Here is an 18,389-nt window from a genome sequence, read left to right as displayed (position 1 = left end):
AAACCTAAACATGCATGACCTTTCAACAAAACCTAAAAACAATAAGTTCTATTAAAGCCTACGACATTAAGACCCTCTTTAGACACGGGGTCTATTTTTTAAATCTACTCTTCCAGTTGTAAAACTCCATGTTCTTCAGAGCCTTAATAAGCAATCAGACCTCCATAAATAATTTCGTCACCATCACGGATAGTGATTGCTTCATGGTGTAACACAACTGACCATCTTATTGTGTAAATTCATGTAGTGATTAATTTGCGCCTGTAACTTAATGAATCTCAGCACCTTGGAATGCCATTAAAACTAATGCCCTCGAAATGAGTCATGCGGTCAAGTACCACTACGACACTCGAATTGTATCCGGAGCCATAAGGCAGAAAGCTGTAGGTTTTCACTATGCTGTTATCTCCGTATTAATTTTCAAATGTTGGAATAATTATACCAATAAAAAAGCCCCGTATTGCGAGGCTCAGATTTGTAATATCCGCTTGAGATTACTACTTTTTTAATGTTGTGGTCATTCACGATTAACGTATAGTGAAGCTCTATTCATAAGCAGTTATTCTCATTTAGCCCCGATATCTGGGGTATTTTTATTTATCAAAAGCAAAAAGCCACCGGTGATTAGCCGATGGTTATGAACCTTTACAAATATAAGCTGGCTATTATTTGAACAATGGAGTACGTTGAATAGGCTCGCTTACCAAGCTAATATTAGCCGCGAGCATGCATGACACGTCTACTCAGACAAAACATAATAAGACTTAAACTATCCTATACATTCAGACCCTCATTAGACACGTGGGTCTATTTTTTAATTCTCTCAGCTTCAATTTCCTGTATTGCTTTAAGCTGCTCATTCGCCTTCTCTATCGTTCCTAGCAATAATCTGTTCCATAATACAGACGCTTTGAATGATAGGGTTTTACCGTCACTGTCAGGCGGCAATGGCGGTACCACAGAGTTAGTTAACGTCGATGGAATTGGAACGCATTGCGCGCTCTCGTAGCTCGTTTGTATACTCGAACAAGCCATCAGTAACAAGCTGAGGCACAAGAGAATCACAAGAAGACTCTGCTTTGAGTATCGTTTTATATTCAATGATTTTCTCCTGTGCTTTCGCATCAGCTTGAATGCTGTTCCGGTATGCTGTTGTTGCTATCTGATTAAAGCGATTGAATTGAAATGACTGACGGGCAATGACTGCACTTTGTTTGATGTTATCTTGCTTTAACTTGTCGTTGTCACTCTTAACTGCAGTGTTGTTATCATAAAGCGTTAATGCCAACCAACTAACAGCAACTAACATTAAAAAAAGCCAAAACGAGTTATCTATCTTCATAAGTTAACCTGCCGGGATTTGTTGTAATTAACCGCACTTTGGCAGCGTTTTTCTAAACTTACCTTGTCAGTGCCACCGCAGGTATTGTCATTGAGTGCGTATATGCCAGCTGCCAAACAGACGGGGATTCCGATAATGAAAGCGGATAAGCATAAGCAAACTCGCCATGGCATACGGCGTTTTCTATCTCTCTGCGTGTTATCAAGCCTTTCCACTCTTTACCCCCTGCGTATGTCCAGCGTTTAAGTTCGTTGCAAGCGCCAGCGATATCACCAGCGTTTAGCTTCTTCAGCATCGTAGAACGAGCAAAAGCACCTGTACCTACGTTGTAGGCAAACGAATAAATAGCGGCTCGTGTGTTATCGTCGATATCAACTTTAATTAGAGGGGCCACACCCTTTCTGACTTTGTTGAGGTCTTTTTCAAGCAAGGCTAAACATTCTGATTCTGTATAGGTTTTGGTGGGAATAATGTCTGCGCCGGTGTGCCCAAAACAAACCGTGGTTACGCCTACTACGTCTTTGTATGGCTTATATTCAATGCCTTCAAAATAAGCAATCATTCCGACTGTTAATGAAATTAAGCCACCAGCAGCGGCAACCTTGATTTTATTTGGTATCTTTGCCACTGTTAGCCTCTCTTAATTTGAATTCTTTCCGCTTGTAGTACCAATTCACCAAAAATGTGGCGACTGTACAGATGATCCCAATGAGTACCGCCCACTGATCTAACGATAAAGCCCCGACTGCAGTAGTGATGACTCCGAGAGCATAAGAAAAGGGGCTAGAGTATTTTTCGTGCATACGCATATCCACCCCCTGCGGAGTGTTCCGATGTTTTAGTTAATTGGTAGCCACCAGCAACTTCAATGTAGTAATTAAACATGTTGAGCTTGATTTGCTGTGGATAATATGAAAAAAGCCGCACTAGGCGACTTTATGAAATGAATGACCGTTTCCCCTGGCTAACGCCATTTAGTGTTACTCATCCACAAGTCGGGACTTACTATGGCAGCATATCCATTGTTACCACTTTCTGTTTATTTCCTCGAATTCAAAGAAATTAAAATAGAAAAGTACGCCAGATAGCCGTCGACGAAAACCTCATCTGGTGTCCATCACAACACAACTCTCAAAAATGAAGAATGTGCATATACTATAAAGCCCCACAGACGTGAGGCTTTATAGTTATTTGGTCCGCCATCGAGGCATCGAACCTCGACTCTTAGCCTTAATTAAGCTAAATACTCTTCCAGTTGAGTTAATGGCGGGATGTACTTACTTTAGCCAATCTAACGTTACGTAGATCACTAAAAACATAAGTGCAATGATAAAAACATTTTTGATGAACCTAAAAATACAGTCATAAATAATAGATCCTGCCATGGTTTTTCCTTGGGCATTTTCCCGCCGGATACCACATCTATTTTTTAGATAAAAACTTGCGATTGCAAGGCTTGCTTTTTATAGCAATGAGGTATGTTGTCTTAAACACCATAGCACACATATCGAATGGATACGCAATTAATAACAAAAATGCCTATTGACGAGGCTTCATCCTAATTAGTTAGGTGACAATGTATTCACTCTTATCACATTAGCACCTAAATTTCATAGAAAAAGTATGTAGCCACACCCAATAGTAAACTCCCTAAGACCCCAATATCCGCCCATTGCTACGATAAAAAACCATCTAATAATTGCTTTAACCAGTAAAACGTTGAACCTGTCGATGCAGCATAGGAGTCGCCAGTCGTTAATTTATCCATACGCATATACCACCCCTACGGAGTGCCCGATATTTAGTTAATAGAAAGCCACCAGCAATAGCGGCTAGATTTAGATTAATGAATTTAATCAGTATTTGAGATAAGTTAGAGGTTCAGCCCTATGTGACTTACCGAAGGGATGGCTGATGAACTTCGGTGGAGAATGTTAATGGCGCAAGCTGAATATTTAGCACTTCAACAAGCAGTTTCTGTGTTGCTACATCTTTTACCTGATGATAAAAAGAAACTTGCATACGCAATCATTGAAAGCATCAAGAATCAAAACTACGAGTCAATCCTATTGAATATGGATCCTTGTATAACAGAAAAAACTGCTAAGGAGTTTGCAGAGACAATGGAATCTACTTATTGCAAGATTTTGGAGTCTGCTCAAAGCTTTGATGATCAAAGACGCTTAAATGATGGACAATAGCAATATTAAATCCTTTTAATGCGGCAGCCGAAGCCGCATTTTTCATCGCATTAGATATTTTATCTTTTACTTTATCATCTTGATTAGTCATAACTACCTCTCCTAAACGAAAAAGGCTACACAATGGCAGCCCTTGGGATAATTTTTTGAATAAAAATAGAAAGTTACTGATAGAAATCATCAATGTACAAACACCCACAAATAAAGCAACCATACCGTGTAAACAGGTGGCTATCATTGCCCGTTCAGTATTTACATGGCTCTTTTTCCGGTTACCTAACCACTCACCCAAGGCAATTATGAAGCAAAAAAAACAATAAACACCAGCACCAAAAATAATAAAAACCATCCACAACCCTCGGTCAAGTGCTGACCATCCTCCAGAGTTATTATGTGGGCTAACTTGATTAATGATTAAAGCAATGATAAATGCAATAAGACCGAACCAAAATGCATTTAGAATTCCTTTCCCTGCGACCTTATATTCTACTTTTTCCGTATCCATATATTTTCACTCTTATTGAAATTTAGCTTAAGTTTGCCACCACTGTAATGCTAAAGTAAAAAACGGAAAACGGCTAATAGAAAATACGGCGGGCGGAATTATTCTAACGAATAATAAAATACAATCACTTAACTTAAATGGAATTTACTATGTTTCGAGACTTGGATAAATATTTAACATACGCATCAATTCTAGGCATTATTATGCCAATCTTTTTGATATTTCCACTAAAAAATCCAAAACATATCAGTTTTCTAAAACATTCAGTTATTGTGCATAACTACACATGTAACTCTGACCAAACGTAACAGCAAGTCTTATGTTTGTTTTAGGTATAAAAAAACCCCGCAATTGCGAGGTCTTGAATTGGTTTAATGCGACATAGGTATAGAATGTCCATTATTAGAAGATAATAAGCCAGTTTCGGACAAAATGCAATTTTTACTGTAAATATACACAAATATAATATTTACGACAATTTTGCTAATCTTAAGTTAAATTTAAACAATAGAAATCCAATGCATTATTGGTTATAAATTTTAAGGTAATTTAATGGCAGTAGGATACTTCTTACGTGTAGGTGATAGAACAACCTGTGGCGGTCAGATTTTAACTGGTGATAACAGCATGCAATGGTATGGTGTTGCTGGTGCGCGCGAAGGGGATTTAGTGAGCTGTGGCAAGCATTCGGGAGCATACAGAATCCTCGGAGGTATTAGCAGCATGTGGCTTGAAGATAGGAAACATGCTGGAACACTAGAAAGCTTTAGCTCTTGTCCTTGTCACTCCCGTTTCATTCCATCTATTCAAGATTGTTATAGCGGTGACAATGAATCGTCAGTGGATAAGAAAAAAGAGTTAATAAAAAGCGCAATCTCAGCTCAAGCAGTAGAAAAATGGATTACCTTTCAATTACCACTAAATAGAGACTATTCAGACCTAAAGTACATTATCACTTTAGATGATGGACAATGCATAAAAGGAACTTTTGACGAAAAAAATAATGCAAAAATACAATTAAAAACAGAAGGTAAGCAAGCTAATCTAGAAATAGAAGATCTAAATATAGACAACACCGGCAGGAGCCTTACTGAACTATTGTTGGCTAAAATAAAAGGATGAAAAATGAGCAGCGCTGAAATAACAGGCAATTACCTATTAGAAAATGAATATTTGATTCAAGCCGATTATGTTTTAGATAAAGCCGTCGCTGCTTTTGAAGGCGCCGCTACACGATTTTCTATAGATGCAATAAGTGATGCCAATGTAAGAAACAGTTATCAACAAAATATAAAACGCGTAGTAAGTGAAGTAAAAGAAATGGTAGATACTAAAAAAATATCCGTTAAGGAGGCTTCAATCTTTTGTTATGAAATGAGAAACAAAATAATGGCTGAACACAGAAAAATAACTTCACCACAAGGGTTAGGGATAGCAGAGAGACATAAAAGAAAGCCTCCATCACTAGATGACCTATTAAACAAATATGCCCAACAAAAATTTAGTACCGATATGAAAAATCTAACTATAAATCAAAAAAATTCTATCTATTACGAAATTATCGAGTCTGCGGCTAGAGACAATCAAAAATTCACCACCATGAATAAAAGATTAAATATTTTAGGTAAAGTTGGCATTGTAATAACTGCAACTATTGCAACATACGAAATACTAGATGCAGAAAACAAACCAAAGGAAGCTATCAAACAAGGTATGACAGTAGGTGGAGGCGTTTTAGGTGGTTGGTTAGCTGGCTTTGCTGTTACCCCACTATGTGGGCCAGGGGCTCCAGTTTGTGCGATAGCGGTCGTTTTATTAGGAGGGACTGCGGGTGGCATTGCTGGTTCTGTTGCTGCTGATAGTCTTGATGATGAAATAGAAGAATTTACTAAATGGGCAATACATTAAACAATGAAGAAAGTCTTAGCATAGCTTTGTCATATATCTTTGTTGACAAGGCTATCGACTATGATTACATCGCATCGATAGCGAAAAACTATGATGTTACGTATGTTGAGCATGTATTATTTAATTATGTAGCTCCTGTATGTTATTTCAATGTGATCTCACCAGTTCCTCCAGTTTGTTATTTTTTCAATGAAGAGCAGCTGCTGTTAGATATAGAAAAATTAAAAACAAGACAAAAAACCATACTAGGAAGACTAAAAATGTTTATTTTTAGTTGTTATCTTAGAAGAGAGTTTAAAAATGAATGGAATACACTAAAGTCATTATTATAACTTTCGAGCTACACTTCCTTCCCCTCTGTATTGATAAAGTTTTCTATACCAAGGGGGGATTGTTCCACTAAAGCCCCCTTTATCCATATAAGCTATTCAACTATTTTCTTAAAAACCTGTTCCGCCATGCTCTCTTCAATAAAGCACTTACTAGTTAATTTTTCATAGAACGGCTTCCAGTTTCTGCGCCATGTTCTTTCGTTAAGGTCAGGCACTAAATGCCTTATTGCATTATATACCACGGAAGACGGCACACGACTGAAACCTCTACTAGCGCAACGAGGGCAATCTTTATAAACAGGCGCCCCTTGTAATTCGGTCTGTACCTCATCTAATACTTTACCACGCCCTTTACAGCGACAACGGTGTGCTATTTGACCTTTACCATTACAAGGAACACATAACTCACCTACCTTCTCTTTTTCAACCCATGGCTCAATAACCACGGTTCCATCTAGTTTCATTATACCAGGATGCTTAGTGACATCCTTGCGACTATAAATAAGACCTTTACCATTACACGCTGAACATGGGAAAACCGCGCCAGCTGAACGGGCATAATCTTCAAATGCCATTCTTGCCAAAATAATTAAGCAATAACCCAGTTTTTTACCCGCTGCTTTAGCCACCAGCTTTGGTGTGATTTTTTTAGCGTATTGGGTTAAGGATTCCACCGTAGAAAACTTATCTTCTTCGCTAACATCATTTTTTGCCAAAAAGGCCGCCATACCAAATTCAGCTTTTGATTCCGCCATACCCATAGCTGCCATGATATCCGTACCTGTAATTCTGTCAGGTGATGTGCAGCCAGATACATTGCCAAATGTAGGTGACTTAGGGTGAAAGTTTTTAAGTGCATTTTCTAATTTCATGATATCCGCCTCTACCAACCAAAAACGCCTAGACCGATAGAGCGATCTAGAAATTTAAATAACAAAACTAACTGGCTACCGTTTTCTTGCTCCCACTGCTTTGGATCTTTGTGTAACTCGCTGTGGTGAATTCGACACAATGGGATAGTGAACAAGTCATGAGCTTTTGTGCCTATGCCGCCCTGCCCGTAGCCGATAATATGATGAGCATCGTCAGCAGTAGCACCGCATACGCAACAAGGCTGTGATTTAACCCATTTCAAGTAGTCGTCATTAGTCCAGCGCTGGAGCTTAGGAAACTTCATAAAGCTTGCTGGTGGCTCAGGATCTATAGCTAAGTTCATTACTGGTGTTAATGCTTCAATCTCATTCAACTTGTCGCTGAGGTATTGTTGAGAAAGAGAGATAAGCCCCGATGGTTTATGCTTTAATTTTGCAGGCAAAGTCATCAGCAACATTCTTCCGCTGAATGTATTCATGTGCATACCTGGCTTAAAAATCACAGCGCCAATTTCTGGTACCAATATTGGCGTTAGTATCCATTGATAACTCATGCTATTCCCCCATCTACGCAACTGCACTTGTGCTCTCATGCAAACTGATTGTTATTTCAAAACGACCGCCTTTGACAACTTCACACCACTCCATTTCCACTCTCTTCACTTGGTCATCGTCTTTCCAAATATTGGCATGTGTTAATGCGTCAAACGGTGCTTTTAAATAGTTATCAATATCTCGCTTATGATTTGTTGGCGGATACATTTTCACCTTTACAGAAACGGGCTCAGTTATCGCTATCGGTTTACGCTTCAATTGTTCATAAATAGCAACAATGGCACTCCCCCTAAATTTACGTCCCTTTTCACTGATTAGTGTTCTGCCATTCACATTACGCCAGCATGCATTTACGCTCGGTGGAAATGGCAATACGAGTGATATGCTCATCCTCTGACTCCAGCCAGTAGTGCATCAAATTTCCGAACTAAAGCAAATAAAGCAGATTCAGCAGTAATCCCGTTTGCACTCGCAGAGGAATCGTGAGAACGAAATTTCCCCTCTTTTAGCATTTGCTCACAATTAGCAGATACACGATAAAGCCCGTCCTGATCTTGATAAATCAATCCATAGTTCAATAAAGATTTGATGATAGCTGTTGCTCCAGCCCGTTTTTTCATGCTGAATTCACTGAAAAGATCATCGCGGCAAAAAGCCCTACCGTTGAAATGTGTTGTGTACTCAATATACCGACGCTTTTGTGCTGAAATCATGCCATCACCTCTTTCGCTGCTTGCTCTGCTGCCTGTTGCCAAATACCCGCCCATGCCTTGCGTCCAACAAAATCACTCATTCGACGCACACCTGATTTACCTGCTAACTCTGCCGCAATTTCTTCGATGCGATTTCGAGGCTTAGAATGTGATCCGATGATGCGAGTGAATGCCTCATCACGCTGAACTTGGTCAATTGAAACCTTTTGCTCACCCGCTAAACGGAGGGTTAAATCATCCCACTGGGTACGTAGCGTTCTTGGGCACTGAACGTTTTTCTTCCAGAACTCATCATGGCTAACGCGTTTGTAGAATTGGCAAATCTCTTTGTGGGTGCGACCGTCTTGGCTAACCATCAAGCGAACATCGTTAGCCCACTCAGTGAAATTTGGCTCTTTCGGCTCTTGCAGCCCAAGCTCTTTGAAAACTTCACACTTGCGACCAAACAACCACTCAGCACACTTGAGGTCATCCGCAGATCCCCATTTCAGGAAGTTAGGGCTGTAAATCACTGCCTCTGGGTAACGATTTAAAAAATCAATTTTAGGCTTGTCGCTGGATTCGCCAGAATTCTGCGACGAAGAGTTAGTTACTGATGGATCTTGTTTTGAAATTACTGACGGATCGCCCCCAGATTCTGACGGGTCAAAACGATTATTTTTGCTCGATTCTGACGGAACGGATTTTGATGCAACAGATTTTGACGCGTCAGGATTTGACGTATCAGATTCTGCTGGTTGAGGTAATGCGGCTCTCGCTGCTGAAGCTAATTTATTAACATTAAGCTGATAGATATTGCTCGCATTACGGTTGCCTTTGCGACGCTTTTCTCTCGATAACCAGCCATCTTTTTCTAAATCTTTGATAGCGGTACGTACAGTGCTTTCACCCGCACCGATTTGGCGGGCAATTGTTGGCACCGATGGCCAGCACACGCCCTCATCGTTTGAAAAGTCAGCGAGACGAGCCATGATAGCAACCGAGGTTATCTTCAAACCTGCTGGCGCACAGCCATCCCAAACATAACTTGATAGTTTTACGCTCATAGTTGCTACCTACTCGACTCTTCTGAATTCATCTTTAAATTTGTATAACGGAGCAAAGCATTCATACTCATAGCCTTCTCGCATGTAAATGACCCACATCTTTTCCCGGTCATAACGAACAACACAGACAGGAATGCCGCGCTTGTCGAGATAAATGCGATTGAGATTATTTGAATCTTCATCAGTCATGTGCCTCGCCTTTGCTATTGAAGTAAAAGTTAGCCCAGTCACTTCTCAACTCAGCGATATCTACCAATTTCTCATTTCTCCGGTAGTTGCCCGACTCATCTGCTGACGTTATGATTTCTACATATTGAAGCGAACCTTGTTTCGAGACTGGTAAGCATCTAAATTGCTTTATTGGTTGAATTTGGCATACACTGTTCATGCTAGTAGTTGCTCCACAAAAGTTGTTATTAGCGCCGACGCTCGGGACCGCATATCCTGAGCGTCAACCTTCCTAAATTTGGTCATTACGCTTTAACCCCATAAACAACAGGTAGTGAATCAATAAAGTGCTTTGCATAAGCAAAAACCTTTTGAGATTTTTTGTTTATCGCAGTGATTTCATCGCCAGTTAAAATGCCATCAGCTATGCTTTCTTGAATTAAAACTGCAAGCGCGCCCTGCATTGCGCCTAGCTTCATTCGAATATCAAACAGCTCAACCTGATCGAGTTTTTCAGCTTCAATGGGTTCCATCGCTGTCATGCCATGGCGATCTAGGTGATACTCCACCAGCAACTTAGTTCCCGACAGTTCTTCTATTGCCTCTAATTCGTCATGCTCAAAGAATCGACAACCATTCTTTTCATACAGCTTATTGTTGAAAGTGGTTTCAGATATCCCCAAAGCACCCGCCATCGCTGAACGACCACCAGGGAATGCTTTGCACATCTCTTTCACGACTTCTTTTAGTGTTTGTTTGCACATATCTACAATTCCGTTGTTTTATTTGTAGTTAACTCTGTTAATTGCTTTTGGTACTGTTTTGATAAAGCGCCGCGTTATATTTCAGCTCACCATTTGTTCTATAATCCGCTTCCATTGCTCGGTTTTTTGGGATTAATTGGTTTGGTCGTTTTTTCCATTGATAGAATGCTTCTGGACTAATACAAAAAAATTCTGCGATTTTATTAGTAGTGCCAAAGTATTTTTCAATCTGTTCAGTTGTCATAACGCCCCCTAAATCTAAGTTAGATTAGATAATAATTGTTAATTTATATTTGGTCAATAAAAACTAAGATAACTTAGTTTTAGCTAAAATGGATTTGTATATGAGTAATACCCAAAGCACTATTGGAAGCAGAATAAAGGCTCTCAGAAACGTCACTAAAACCACCCAGAAAGATCTTGGGAAGTATTGTGGCGTATCAGATGTTACTGTGGGGTATTGGGAAAAAGACCTAAACACCCCTAGAAGTGATGCTCTCTTGAAATTAGCTCGATATTTCAATACGACTGAAGCGTATATTTTGTATGGTATCCCATCTAAACAATCATCGAATATCATAACCAGTGCACAGAAAGTACCTGTACTATCCTATGTTCAAGCTGGTAATTTCACTGATTACGCTCCAAATCAGATATATGACGAAGACCTTGAATTTATAGAAACCACACTTAGGGTATCCCCCTTGTCATTTGCCTTGCGTGTCATTGGTGATTCCATGACTAATCCGTATGGCTTGCCATCTATACCTGAAGGCTCAACTGTAATTGTCGACCCTGAAGCTGAAATTGTGAGTGGAAAATTTGTAGTCGCTAGACTACAAGGCTCTGATGAAGTAACAGTAAAGCGTTATGTTGTAGATGGCCCCAACAAGTTTTTGATGCCTTTAAATCCTCGCTATAACAACATTCCTATCAATGGTAACTGCGAAATAGTCGGTCTAGTTCGTGGTGTCCAGTATGAGTTATAACTATCCACACAATTAAATCCTAAGTTTTCTTAGATTTTCGCATTGACACAAATCCTAAGTTGAATTAGTTTATATCTAAGACAACTTAGGAGGTAGTCATGCACACAAAACCAATCGTTACTTTTAACAACCCAATGTCCACAGATGAAATTCATGCGTGGATTTTGGAGAAAGCTGCTGCACTTAAAAAACTTGAAAGCCTTAACGCTGCCTACGCAGAACTCAAAGAAAAGCTGGTAAGAATCGAAGATGATATTTACGAGCAAACTGAGATCTGCAATGCAGGTCTAGGCCTAGCAGCAATCAACTAATCAACTATGTGGAGTAATTAGTGGAATGCTTATTTTAACTCGTCGTGCTGGTGAAACAGTTGTTATTGGTGATGATGTCAAAGTCACTGTTTTGGGAATCAAAGGATGCCAGGTGCGGATTGGTATCGAAGCACCAAAAGATACAAGTATTCACCGCGAAGTAATTTATCTTCGGATCCAAGCTGAAAATAATAATGCCAGTGCTAGTTAGTAATTATTGATAATGTTTGGCGGTGCCATGCCGCCTCTTTTTTCTAAATATAAATAAGACCATTGGCATCAGTCCATACGGGTAAATATGTGTTTAATTACTGTCAGTGGTCTTATTTATATTGTGGCTAAAATATACTTAATCTGTATGCGGCAGAATGTGGAGGTAATTATGCAAATGCTAACTTTGGAGGAATGGGCGAGCGAACGTTATAGAAGTCGCCCTCCTCGACTGGGGACATTACAACGCTATGCTAGGAGTGGCTTGTTCTATCCACCAGCACAAAAAGAAGGTGGTATTTGGCGCGTGAGAGAAGATGCCGACTTAGTCGGTAATTTGACATCACCGGTTATCAATAAGAGTGATAACCCTAAATTACAAAGGATTTTAAACGATGGCTGCCCGTCCACGTAAAAATAACGTCAATATCCCTAATCTCTACCCACTATTTAGCAGAAAAGCTAACAAGGTTTATTGGCGTTATCGCCACCCTATAACTGGCAAATATCATGCCCTCGGTGACAATGAGGCTGAAGCTCGTGAAATTGCGATTGAAGCTAATAACCGGTTAGCGGAACAACGCAGCCGTCAAGTCATGGCGATCAGTGATAGGGTAGCAAGAATTAAAGGTAAAGAGATCACCGTAAATACTTGGCTAGATCGCTACTGGGTAATACAAGAAGAGCGCCTTGCTGACGGTGATATAAAACAAAACACATATAAGCAAAAAAGAAAACCTGTGGACCTAATGCGCCACTCTCTCGCAATGAAGCCTTTGCCAGCAGTTGATGCGAGAGATATCGCATCAATACTCGATGAATATAAATCTAATGGCCAACATCGCATGGCACAAGTTATTCGATCCGTATTAATCGATGTGTTTAAAGAGGCACAACATGCTGGTGAAGTTCCACCAGGATATAACCCTGCACTCGCCACTAAGCAGCCAAAACGACGGATCACCCGCCAGCGCTTAAACTTGGAAGAATGGCAAAAAATATTTGATATTGCTGATAAACAGCATAAGTATTTAGGCAATGCGATGCTATTAGCAGTAATTACCGGACAACGACTTGGCGATATTTCAGCAATGAAGTTTAGTGATATTTGGGATGACCATTTACATATCACACAAGAAAAGACTGGGAGTAAATTAGCTATTCCATTAGCGCTAAAATCTGATGCATTGAATATGTCATTGAGAGAAGTTATTTCAAGATGTCGTGACCGCGTTGTCAGTCAGTATCTTATCCATTATTTCCATACAACTTCTCAAGCAAATCGCGGTGAGCAAGTCACAGCAAATACAATAACAACAAATTTTAAAAAAGCGCGAAATAAAACTGATATTGATTGGGGTGAAGGAACGCCAGCTTCATTTCATGAACAACGTTCTTTGTCTGAAAGGCTCTATCGCGAGCAAGGGATAAACACTAAAGATTTGCTGGGTCATAAATCGCAAAGAATGACCGATAAATATAATGATGACCGGGGTAAGAATTGGGTGAAAGTAGTTATTTAACGATCACTATTTTGATTGGTTTTGATAATTCGTTTTGATAACTTTTTGATAACCGTTTCAAATGTTACAATAAAAAACGGGAACTATTAAGTTCCCGTTATTAATCACACTACGTAATAAATTACATGTGTTTGATGATTGCGTCGCCAAATTCGCTACATTTCAGTAATTTAGCGCCTTCTAATTGACGTTCGAAATCGTAAGTTACAGTCTTAGCCGCGATTGCGCCTTCCATACCTTTAACGATTAAGTCTGCCGCTTCAACCCAACCCATATGGCGCAGCATCATCTCTGCGGACAGGATGATAGAACCTGGGTTCACTTTGTCTTGGCCTGCATATTTAGGTGCAGTACCGTGAGTTGCTTCGAATAGTGCGCATTCAGAACCGATGTTTGCACCTGGTGCAATACCGATACCGCCAACTTGTGCGGCTAATGCATCAGAAATATAGTCACCGTTCAGGTTCATACACGCAATAACATCATACTCTGCTGGACGTAACAGAATCTGCTGTAAGAATGCATCTGCGATAACATCTTTAACAATGATATCTTTGCCTGTTTTTGGATTTTTAATTTTAACCCATGGACCGCCATCGATTAATTCACCGCCAAATTCTTCTTGTGCTAACTGGTAACCCCAATCTTTAAATGCACCTTCAGTGAATTTCATAATGTTGCCTTTATGAACTAAAGTCACTGAGTCACGGTTATTATCAATAGCATATTCAATCGCAGCGCGAACTAAACGTTTAGTTCCTTCTTCAGAACATGGCTTAATACCGATACCGCAATTTTGAGGGAAACGAATTTTCGTTACACCCATTTCATTTTGCAGGAATTTAATCACTTTATCTGCTTCTGCACTACCTGCTTTCCACTCAATACCGGCATAAATATCTTCCGAGTTTTCGCGGAAAATAACCATGTCAGTGAGTTCAGGTTGTTTAACTGGGCTTGGCGTGCCTTTGTAATAACGTACAGGACGTAAGCAGATATATAAATCAAGCTGTTGACGAAGAGCAACGTTGAGGGAACGAATACCGCCACCAACTGGTGTGGTTAATGGACCTTTAATAGAAACGCGATAGTCGCGGATTAAATCGAGAGTTTCTTGTGGTAACCAGACGTCTTTACCGTATAACTGTGTGGATTTTTCACCCGTATAAATTTCCATCCAAGAAATTTTACGCTCGCCGTTATAGGCTTTTTTTACTGCTGCATCAACAACTTTCAGCATTGCAGGAGTAACATCAACCCCAATACCGTCACCTTCGATGAAAGGGATAATTGGGTTATTCGGAACGTGTAATTTGCCTTTTGCATCAATGGTAATTTTAGCGCCTTCTGCCGGAACTACTACTTTGCTATCCATTAACCTCTCCTTCACTTGCGTATTTTGCTTGTTAATTTTTTGTAAGAGACCTGTCAATACTACTGCAATCTGCGTCGAACGCCAATGATTACTAAACTAAGCTTTTATACAGATCGCATTTAACGCATTTTTTATGTGCCCAGACACTCGACACAATCAAAATAAACTCAACAAAATCAATCCATTGAAAAAGATTATTAATTCTTGAAAAAGTTAAAAACTCAGTCAAATCCCTCCGTAAGCGTTTAATCGCTATATTCCGTAGTTTATCTAAAATATCTCATTTAAACATTCGTACTGCTCACAGAAATTAATATATAGCCATATTATCTCTATGATTTAATAGGTTTAATTAAATTATTAGCATTTAATGGTTTTAATGAAGTAAAGTCAGCATCACAATGATTTCGAATGAATTTTTAATAACCTAAATTTAATCAAATTTGATTAAAATAAATAATCAAATTCTACGGTAACTTAAGATTTATAAACTGTTTATTAATGAAATAAATGAATCATTGAAATGTTAAAAAACGGATCAACCTCATTACACTGCTTGATTCACTCTTCAAAGGTGCAGTCTTACTTTATTATCAAAATATCGTTATCCTATTGCACATGACATGAATGACTCTCAATACAGTACGATGAATACACCTAATCGCAGCCACACCAAACACTTAACTTCGCAATCCAAACGACGTCGTTCACTTGCAACGAATACATCTGCACGCGCCTCTCAGCCGCGGAAAGTGATTATTTTTAATAAGCCTTTTGATGTGCTGCCTCAGTTTACTGATGAGCAAGGTCGTGAAACGTTAAAAAATTATATTCCTGTGTCTGATGTTTATGCTGCCGGACGCCTAGATAGGGACAGTGAAGGTCTGTTAGTGCTTACGAATGATGGAAAATTACAAGCAGAACTTACCCAACCACAGAAAAAAACAGGGAAAGTCTACTATGCTCAAGTAGAAGGCATTCCCGATGAAACCGCTCTCGCAAAATTCCGTCAAGGATTAACACTCAATGATGGTCCCACCTTACCAGCAGGGATTGAGCGAGTCGATGAACCGGAGTGGCTGTGGGTCAGAAATCCCCCGATTCGTGAGCGTAAAAACATTCCAACGAGTTGGTTGAAGATCACGCTTTATGAAGGACGGAATCGGCAAGTTCGCCGGATGACTGCCAATATTGGCTTTCCTACACTACGATTAATACGTTATTCCATGGGAAGTTTTACACTCAATAACTTATCTTCCGGCGAATGGAAGGAGGTCACTGTTGTTTAAACCAAATGTTACTGTTGCTACTCTTGTTCATGCTCAAGATCGTTTTTTAGTGGTAGAAGAATGGGTCAATAATAAGCCAACCTGGAACCAACCCGCAGGGCACCTTGAGGCTAATGAAACACTACTGCAAGCGGCTGCGCGTGAACTTTATGAAGAGACAGGTATCGTAGGCGAACCTCAAAAATTAATCAAAATTCATCAGTGGATTGCCCCCGACAATACGCAATTTATTCGTTTCTTATTTTCTCTCGAACTCGATGCCCCTTGTGAAACTCATCCTCATGATGACGATATCAGCGCTTGTCACTGGGTCACTGCCGATGAAATTCTAACCAGCAAATGTCTTCGCTCACCGTTAGTTGCCCAAAGTTTGCGCTGTTTCCAAGAAGGCATCAGTCACCCTGTAAGCGTTTTAGCCGCCTTTGGTCATCATTACGAGTAACATTATTTTCCTAACGCTGGTGCAATAAGGGGGCAACGTGCTAAAGTATGGGGCTTGATTTTTCCGCATTGAGACTATTTCCCATGTCAGATAACAGTACCAAATCAGATAACAGCCAAATTAAAGTCATCGTCGGTATGTCCGGTGGTGTTGATTCCTCCGTTTCCGCCTACTTGCTCCAGCAGCAAGGGTATCAGGTTATCGGGCTGTTTATGAAGAACTGGGAAGAAGATGATGATGAGGAATATTGCTCTGCGGCAACAGACCTCGCCGATGCTCAAGCTGTCTGTGACAAACTAGGTATTGAGCTTCGCACCATCAACTTTGCCGCCGAGTATTGGGATAACGTATTCGAACATTTCTTAGAAGAATACAAAGCGGGGCGCACCCCAAATCCGGATATCTTGTGTAACAAAGAGATCAAATTTAAAGCTTTCTTAGAATTTGCCGCAGAAGATCTTGGTGCAGATTACATTGCAACAGGTCACTACGTTCGTCGCCGTGATGTTGATGGCAAAAGCCAGTTGTTACGCGGATTAGACAACAATAAAGACCAAAGCTACTTCTTATACACGCTCAGCCACGAGCAGGTTGCAAAAAGTTTATTCCCTGTTGGGGAATTAGAAAAACCAGAAGTTCGCCGTATCGCGGAAGAAATTGGTCTCGTCACCGCGAAGAAAAAAGATTCTACGGGGATTTGTTTTATTGGCGAGCGTAAATTCCGTGATTTCCTTGGTCGTTACCTCCCTGCTCAACCCGGTCCGATTGTTACCGTTGATGGTGAAATTATTGGTCAGCACGAAGGATTGATGTATCACACATTAGGTCAGCGCAAAGGTTTAGGTATCGGCGGAACAAAGGAAGGTTCTGAGGAACCTTGGTATGTGGTGGATAAAGACGTTGAAAACAATCAATTGATTGTTGCGCAAGGTCATGAACATCCACGCTTAATGTCCGTGGGCTTAATTGCTCAGCAATTAGATTGGGTCGATAGACAACCTCTGACTGAGCCATTACGCTGTGTGGTGAAAACCCGCTATCGCCAAGCGGATATCCCTTGCACAATAACCCCATTGAGTGCCGAAAAAATCCAAGTGATTTTTGATTATCCGGTTGCTGCTGTTACACCGGGACAATCTGCGGTATTTTATATCGACGAAGTCTGCCTTGGTGGCGGCGTTATTGAAGCCCGTATTCAGGAGTAAATGTGGCTAAAAACTATTACGATATCACGCTTGCGTTAGCGGGTATCTGTCAAGCAAGTCTAATGGTACAAAAGCTAGCCCATGAGGGCTCATATAATGAGCAAGATGGTAAAACCATGGTAGATTGTCTGACTAACATGAATCCATCCACCACGTTGGATGTATTTGGTAATGATGAAGCGAATTTAAAAACTGGTTTAACCGCCCTAATGGGAATGTTAACGGGGGGTAATAGCGGGATCTCTGCGGAGATGACCCGCTATATGCTCAGCATCATGGCGCTAGAGCGCCGCTTAAGTAAAGATGACAAGGCAATGGAACAACTTGGTCAGCGAATTGAGCAGCTTGAACGTCAAGCCAGCTATTTTGAGCCAATGTCTGAAGGTGTTTTCAACGCATTAGCGGGTATTTATGTGGATGTTGTCAGTCCAGCAGGTCCGCGAATTCAAGTGACGGGTTCCCCTGACATCCTGAAAAATACCCTTGTCCAAGCCAAAGTTAGAGCCACATTACTCGCAGGTATTCGCTGTGCAGTTCTTTGGCAACAGGTTGGTGGCAGCCGTCTCCAACTCATGTTTTCTCGAAGCCGTCTGTCTAATCAGGCGAAACAAATTTTGTCTCACCTATAAAATCTGGAGT

At 40.3% G+C, this 18,389-nt stretch carries 27 protein-coding genes and 1 tRNA gene; 12 read left to right on the top strand and 16 right to left on the bottom strand.

Features of this window, described 5'->3' with window-relative positions; translation table 11 throughout:
• Positions 1 to 964 precede the first annotated feature (964 nt).
• The 7 genes from PR795_RS02460 to PR795_RS02430 all read right to left on the bottom strand — a co-directional run bounded on the left by PR795_RS02460 (position 965) and on the right by PR795_RS02430 (position 4,048).
• A complete protein-coding gene (locus tag PR795_RS02460; RefSeq protein ID WP_272516615.1) occupies positions 965 to 1,342 on the bottom strand; it encodes a hypothetical protein in 378 nt (125 codons plus the stop codon).
• Between the two features lie 58 nt (positions 1,343 to 1,400).
• On the bottom strand, positions 1,401 to 1,970 hold the full coding sequence (locus tag PR795_RS02455; protein WP_272516614.1) for a lysozyme: 570 nt from the start codon (positions 1,968 to 1,970) through the stop codon (positions 1,401 to 1,403).
• Complete coding sequence (locus PR795_RS02450; protein WP_036975504.1) at positions 1,951 to 2,151, bottom strand: phage holin family protein; 201 nt, start codon at positions 2,149 to 2,151, stop codon at positions 1,951 to 1,953. Before PR795_RS02450 ends, PR795_RS02455 begins: the two co-directional genes overlap by 20 nt.
• Before the next feature lie 383 nt (positions 2,152 to 2,534).
• Positions 2,535 to 2,612, bottom strand: a tRNA-Asn gene (locus tag PR795_RS02445).
• 405 nt (positions 2,613 to 3,017) lie between these two features.
• Entirely contained in the window at positions 3,018 to 3,116 is a 99-nt protein-coding gene (locus PR795_RS02440; protein WP_442959994.1) for a phage holin, read from the bottom strand.
• 122 nt (positions 3,117 to 3,238) lie between these two features.
• On the bottom strand, positions 3,239 to 3,364 hold the full coding sequence (locus tag PR795_RS02435; protein ID WP_272516613.1) for a hypothetical protein: 126 nt from the start codon (positions 3,362 to 3,364) through the stop codon (positions 3,239 to 3,241).
• A 108-nt stretch (positions 3,365 to 3,472) separates the two neighbouring features.
• Positions 3,473 to 4,048 (bottom strand): hypothetical protein, encoded by a 576-nt coding sequence (locus PR795_RS02430; RefSeq protein ID WP_272516612.1) that lies wholly within the window; start codon positions 4,046 to 4,048, stop codon positions 3,473 to 3,475.
• Positions 4,049 to 4,600: 552 nt separating this feature from the next.
• Between PR795_RS02430 and PR795_RS02425 the strand changes: the two genes are divergently transcribed.
• Genes PR795_RS02425 through PR795_RS02415 form a run of 3 tightly spaced genes read left to right on the top strand, consistent with a single transcriptional unit; the run spans position 4,601 to position 6,288 of the window.
• Positions 4,601 to 5,170 carry a PAAR domain-containing protein gene (locus tag PR795_RS02425; protein ID WP_272516611.1) on the top strand — a complete coding sequence of 190 codons (570 nt, stop codon included), beginning with the start codon at positions 4,601 to 4,603 and terminating at the stop codon, positions 5,168 to 5,170.
• Between the two features lie 3 nt (positions 5,171 to 5,173).
• Entirely contained in the window at positions 5,174 to 5,956 is a 783-nt protein-coding gene (locus PR795_RS02420; RefSeq protein ID WP_272516610.1) for a hypothetical protein, read from the top strand.
• Complete coding sequence (locus PR795_RS02415; protein ID WP_154630936.1) at positions 5,941 to 6,288, top strand: DUF7079 family protein; 348 nt, start codon at positions 5,941 to 5,943, stop codon at positions 6,286 to 6,288. Before PR795_RS02420 ends, PR795_RS02415 begins: the two co-directional genes overlap by 16 nt.
• Before the next feature lie 92 nt (positions 6,289 to 6,380).
• Here PR795_RS02415 and PR795_RS02410 read toward each other — a convergent pair whose 3' ends face one another.
• From PR795_RS02410 to PR795_RS02375, 8 genes are all read right to left on the bottom strand, one after another.
• Entirely contained in the window at positions 6,381 to 7,160 is a 780-nt protein-coding gene (locus PR795_RS02410; protein WP_272516609.1) for an antitermination protein Q, read from the bottom strand.
• Positions 7,161 to 7,171: 11 nt separating this feature from the next.
• Positions 7,172 to 7,639: a DUF968 domain-containing protein gene (locus tag PR795_RS02405; protein ID WP_442959993.1), complete on the bottom strand. Its 468-nt coding sequence runs from the start codon at positions 7,637 to 7,639 to the stop codon at positions 7,172 to 7,174.
• A gap of 88 nt (positions 7,640 to 7,727) precedes the next feature.
• Positions 7,728 to 8,099, bottom strand: a complete 372-nt coding sequence (locus tag PR795_RS02400; RefSeq protein WP_272516633.1) for a RusA family crossover junction endodeoxyribonuclease — start codon at positions 8,097 to 8,099, stop codon at positions 7,728 to 7,730.
• A gap of 2 nt (positions 8,100 to 8,101) precedes the next feature.
• Positions 8,102 to 8,428, bottom strand: coding sequence for a hypothetical protein (locus tag PR795_RS02395; RefSeq protein WP_272516608.1), 327 nt, complete (start codon positions 8,426 to 8,428; stop codon positions 8,102 to 8,104).
• Entirely contained in the window at positions 8,425 to 9,474 is a 1,050-nt protein-coding gene (locus PR795_RS02390) for a helix-turn-helix domain-containing protein (protein WP_272516607.1), read from the bottom strand. Before PR795_RS02390 ends, PR795_RS02395 begins: the two co-directional genes overlap by 4 nt.
• A gap of 9 nt (positions 9,475 to 9,483) precedes the next feature.
• On the bottom strand, positions 9,484 to 9,663 hold the full coding sequence (locus PR795_RS02385; protein WP_272516606.1) for a DUF4222 domain-containing protein: 180 nt from the start codon (positions 9,661 to 9,663) through the stop codon (positions 9,484 to 9,486).
• A gap of 284 nt (positions 9,664 to 9,947) precedes the next feature.
• Positions 9,948 to 10,406: a YmfL family putative regulatory protein gene (locus PR795_RS02380; protein ID WP_132495228.1), complete on the bottom strand. Its 459-nt coding sequence runs from the start codon at positions 10,404 to 10,406 to the stop codon at positions 9,948 to 9,950.
• A gap of 37 nt (positions 10,407 to 10,443) precedes the next feature.
• Positions 10,444 to 10,650 (bottom strand): Cro/CI family transcriptional regulator, encoded by a 207-nt coding sequence (locus PR795_RS02375; protein WP_132495230.1) that lies wholly within the window; start codon positions 10,648 to 10,650, stop codon positions 10,444 to 10,446.
• A gap of 100 nt (positions 10,651 to 10,750) precedes the next feature.
• Here PR795_RS02375 and PR795_RS02370 point away from each other — a divergent pair, with 100 nt between their 5' ends.
• From PR795_RS02370 to PR795_RS02350, 5 genes are all read left to right on the top strand, one after another.
• Positions 10,751 to 11,395 carry a LexA family protein gene (locus PR795_RS02370; protein ID WP_132495232.1) on the top strand — a complete coding sequence of 215 codons (645 nt, stop codon included), beginning with the start codon at positions 10,751 to 10,753 and terminating at the stop codon, positions 11,393 to 11,395.
• 98 nt (positions 11,396 to 11,493) lie between these two features.
• Entirely contained in the window at positions 11,494 to 11,706 is a 213-nt protein-coding gene (locus PR795_RS02365; protein WP_272516605.1) for a hypothetical protein, read from the top strand.
• 25 nt (positions 11,707 to 11,731) lie between these two features.
• Positions 11,732 to 11,917: a carbon storage regulator CsrA gene (csrA, locus tag PR795_RS02360; RefSeq protein WP_272516604.1), complete on the top strand. Its 186-nt coding sequence runs from the start codon at positions 11,732 to 11,734 to the stop codon at positions 11,915 to 11,917.
• Between the two features lie 171 nt (positions 11,918 to 12,088).
• Positions 12,089 to 12,331, top strand: coding sequence for an excisionase (locus PR795_RS02355; protein ID WP_154609795.1), 243 nt, complete (start codon positions 12,089 to 12,091; stop codon positions 12,329 to 12,331).
• Positions 12,312 to 13,439, top strand: a complete 1,128-nt coding sequence (locus PR795_RS02350) for a site-specific integrase (protein WP_132495238.1) — start codon at positions 12,312 to 12,314, stop codon at positions 13,437 to 13,439. Before PR795_RS02355 ends, PR795_RS02350 begins: the two co-directional genes overlap by 20 nt.
• Before the next feature lie 121 nt (positions 13,440 to 13,560).
• On the opposite strand, the gene icd is transcribed toward PR795_RS02350, so the two are convergent.
• Positions 13,561 to 14,814 carry an NADP-dependent isocitrate dehydrogenase gene (icd, locus tag PR795_RS02345; RefSeq protein WP_036975489.1) on the bottom strand — a complete coding sequence of 418 codons (1,254 nt, stop codon included), beginning with the start codon at positions 14,812 to 14,814 and terminating at the stop codon, positions 13,561 to 13,563.
• A gap of 623 nt (positions 14,815 to 15,437) precedes the next feature.
• Here icd and rluE point away from each other — a divergent pair.
• The 4 genes from rluE (at position 15,438) to hflD (ending at position 18,379) form a co-directional block, all read left to right on the top strand.
• On the top strand, positions 15,438 to 16,103 hold the full coding sequence (gene rluE, locus PR795_RS02340; RefSeq protein ID WP_232373686.1) for a 23S rRNA pseudouridine(2457) synthase RluE: 666 nt from the start codon (positions 15,438 to 15,440) through the stop codon (positions 16,101 to 16,103).
• Positions 16,096 to 16,545: an NUDIX domain-containing protein gene (locus PR795_RS02335; RefSeq protein ID WP_154600931.1), complete on the top strand. Its 450-nt coding sequence runs from the start codon at positions 16,096 to 16,098 to the stop codon at positions 16,543 to 16,545. Before rluE ends, PR795_RS02335 begins: the two co-directional genes overlap by 8 nt.
• An 83-nt stretch (positions 16,546 to 16,628) precedes the next feature.
• Positions 16,629 to 17,750: a tRNA 2-thiouridine(34) synthase MnmA gene (gene mnmA, locus PR795_RS02330; RefSeq protein WP_039862435.1), complete on the top strand. Its 1,122-nt coding sequence runs from the start codon at positions 16,629 to 16,631 to the stop codon at positions 17,748 to 17,750.
• Positions 17,751 to 17,752: 2 nt separating this feature from the next.
• Positions 17,753 to 18,379 (top strand): high frequency lysogenization protein HflD, encoded by a 627-nt coding sequence (hflD, locus tag PR795_RS02325; protein WP_006660841.1) that lies wholly within the window; start codon positions 17,753 to 17,755, stop codon positions 18,377 to 18,379.
• Positions 18,380 to 18,389: the final 10 nt, after the last annotated feature.

The organism is Providencia sp. PROV209, from assembly GCF_028479485.1.
Taxonomy (GTDB): Bacteria; Pseudomonadota; Gammaproteobacteria; order Enterobacterales; family Enterobacteriaceae; genus Providencia; species Providencia alcalifaciens.
This window is presented reverse-complemented; position numbering and strand designations above follow the sequence as displayed.